The organism is Streptomyces anandii JCM 4720, from assembly GCF_014650655.1.
Classification (GTDB): Bacteria; Actinomycetota; Actinomycetes; order Streptomycetales; family Streptomycetaceae; genus Streptomyces; species Streptomyces anandii.
The window spans coordinates 28,329-31,084 of sequence record NZ_BMVJ01000032.1 but is presented as its reverse complement, the minus strand read 5'-3'; the positions used below and the strand labels follow the sequence as shown (position 1 = coordinate 31,084).

Sequence of the window (2,756 nt, the reverse complement as noted above, 5' to 3'; positions counted from 1 at the left end):
CCCTTGGCCCGCGCGGTGGTCAGATAGTCGCCGCCCATCTCGTCCAGCAGCGCCGACCGGGTGACCAGCAGCGTCTGGCCGTACTCCACCGCGACCAGCGTCACCACCGGCAGCACCAGATGATGGGCGACGTCGACGGCGTAGGCGAAGCCCTCCTTGCCGCCCGACTCCATGCCGCCGGTGGGGAACAGCCCCGGGACCGGGCCCGCGCCGACCGACAGCACGATGATGAGCAGCAGCCCCAGCCAGAAGGAGGGGATCGAGTAGAGGGTCAGCGCCAGACCGGTGTTGAGACGGTCGCCGAGCCCGCCGTGCCGCCACGCGGAGCGCGTGCCGAGGAAGATCCCGAGGGCGGTGTAGAGGACGAAGGCCGTGCCGGTGAGCAGCAGGGTGTTCGGCAGCGCCTCGGTGATCTTGTCGACGACCGGGACGTGGAACTGGTACGAGGTGCCCAGGTCCCCGGTCAGCGCCTTGCCGCAGTACTGCGTGAACTGGTGCCACAGCGGCAGGTCGAGCCCGAACTCCCGCCGGTAGGCGGCGATCTGCGCCGCCGACACCGGGCGGCCGCCGGTCATGAACTTCACCGGGTCGCCCGGGATCAGCCGGAACAGGAAGAAGCTGGTGACGAGGACGGCGAGCAGCGAGACCGCCGCGCCGGCCAGCTTCCCCGCCACGTACCGCAGATACGCGGCCGTGGTGCGCGCGCGCAGGGCGCGCCCGGCCCCCGCCGGCCCGGACCCGGCCGCACCGGAGGCGGCCGGGTCCTCGACCAGCGAGGGTGTCGCTTCAGCGGTCATGTGCGCCTGCCTTGCTCATGGTCGCGCCCGCCCTACTCACGGTCCTCGGCGGTGGCCCGGCGGCGCATCGCGAAGAGCACTCCGAGGCCGATCAGGACGACGACGCCCGCGGCGATCCCGATGACCACGCCCGTGGAGGTGGAACTCCCCGAGGAGTCACCGGAGTCGGCCGGGACCGCCGACCACCAGCTCCAGTAGCCGTCCTGGCCGTAGATGTTGCCCGCCTCGGACGGCATGGTCGTGATCGACTTGATCTGGTCGGTGCGGTAGGCCTCGACGGCGTTCGGATAGGCCATGACGTTCATGTACCCGAGGTCGTACAGCCGCGACTCCATCCGCTTGACGATGTCCGCCCGTCTGGCCGGGTCGTACTCGGCCAACTGCTGGGCGTAGAGCTCGTCGTAGGTCTTGTCGCAGATGAAGTTGTCGGTGGCACCGGTGTCCTTGGGCGTCGCCGGGCGGGCGGCGCAGGTGTGGATGGAGAGCACGAAGTCCGGGTCGGGGTTGACCGACCAGCCGTCGAACGCCAGGTCGTACTTGCCCGCGAGCCACGGGTCGGTCACGTTGTCCAGGCAGTCGAGCGTGATGCCGATGCCGAGCTTGCCCCACCACTCCTGGAGGTACTTGCCGACCGCCTTGTCGTTGGGGTCGGTGGCGTGGCACAGCACGCGGTAGTTCAGCGGCTTGCCGTCCTTGCCCACCCGCTTGCCGTCGCCGTTCTTCTTGTAACCTGCCTGGTCGAGGAGGTGCGCCGCCTTCGCCGGGTCGTACGCCAGCTCCTGGCCGGCCGCGGGCTTCCAGAAGTATGAGGAGAAGCGGGGCGGGATGTAGCCCTGGCCCTCGACGGCGTGCCCCTGGAACACCTTGTCGACGATCGCCTTGCGGTCGACCGCCATGAACAGCGCGTGCCGCACCCGCTCGTCGAGCAGGGACGGGTCGCCGTCACCGAACTTCTTGCCGTTCTTCGCCTGCGCGCCCGGGTTGGTGGCCAGGGCGTAGAAGCGGCGGCCGGGCGCGTCATTGACGTGGATGTTCTTGTCGCCCTTGAGGGAGGCGGCCTGAGCGGGCGTCAGGGACGGCGAGCCCGCCACGAAGGACACCTCGCCCTTGCGCAGGGCGGCCACGGCCGCGTCCTGGTCCTTGTAGTAGCGGAACAGCAGCTCGTCGAACTTCGGGGCGCCGCGCCAGAAGTCCTTGTTGGCCTTCAGCCGCACATAGCTGTCCGGCTTGTAGCCGGTCAGCACGAACGGCCCGTTGCCGACGATGGGAAAGGTCTTGTCGTTGTTGAACTTCGAGAAGTCCCCGACCTTCTCCCAGATGTGCTTGGGCACGATCGGCACGTCGAGCGCCGTCATGGTGGCCTGCGGCTTCTTCAGCCGGATCACCAGCTTGGTGGGGCTGGGCGCGGTGACCTGGGCGAAGTTGCCGACGAAGGAGCCGTTGGCGGTGGCCGCGCCCTGGTCGGTCATCATCTTGTTGAACGTCCACGCCGCGTCCTCGGCGGTGGCCTGCTGCCCGTCCGACCACTTGGAGTCGCCGCGGATCGTGTACGTCCAGGTCAGCTTGTCCGGCGACGACTCCCACTTGGTGGCCAGGCCCGGTATGACGTGGGCGTCCTTGGGGTCGTAGTTGGTCAGGTACTCGTACATCAGCCGGTTGATGCTCGTGCTGAGCAGCCGCACCGCGAGGAACGGGCTCAGTGAGTCCACGCTCTGCGCGACGGCGACGGTGAGCACCTTCTTGCCGCCGCTGTCCTTGCCGTCCTGGCGGACCTTGCTGTCCTTGCCGTCCGTGTGGGTCTCGGCGGCGCGGGCCTGGGGCGCGCCCGGGGCCATCGGGGTCGCGAGGCCGGCCGTGAGGAAGAGGGCGGCGGCAGCCGCCGCGCCGAGGAGCCGGATCCTCCTCAGGTGTGGGCCATTACGTCCTCTGCCGTGCTGATCATGTCTCTTCATGGCTCGG

At 69.2% G+C, this 2,756-nt stretch carries 1 protein-coding gene and 1 pseudogene; both read right to left on the bottom strand.

Annotated elements, in window-relative coordinates; translation table 11 throughout:
- Positions 1–797: pseudogene (locus tag IE249_RS33030) on the bottom strand (ABC transporter permease); the annotation flags it as partial.
- Between the two features lie 32 nt (positions 798–829).
- Entirely contained in the window at positions 830–2,749 is a 1,920-nt protein-coding gene (locus IE249_RS33025) for an ABC transporter substrate-binding protein (protein WP_189710809.1), read from the bottom strand.
- Between the last annotated feature and the right edge of the window lie 7 nt (positions 2,750–2,756).

Bases quoted from the DNA above. Each gene is read 5' to 3' on its own strand.
- IE249_RS33025 (WP_189710809.1), bottom strand. From the start codon at position 2,749: ATGAAGAGACATGATCAGCACGGCAGAGGACGTAATGGCCCACACCTG.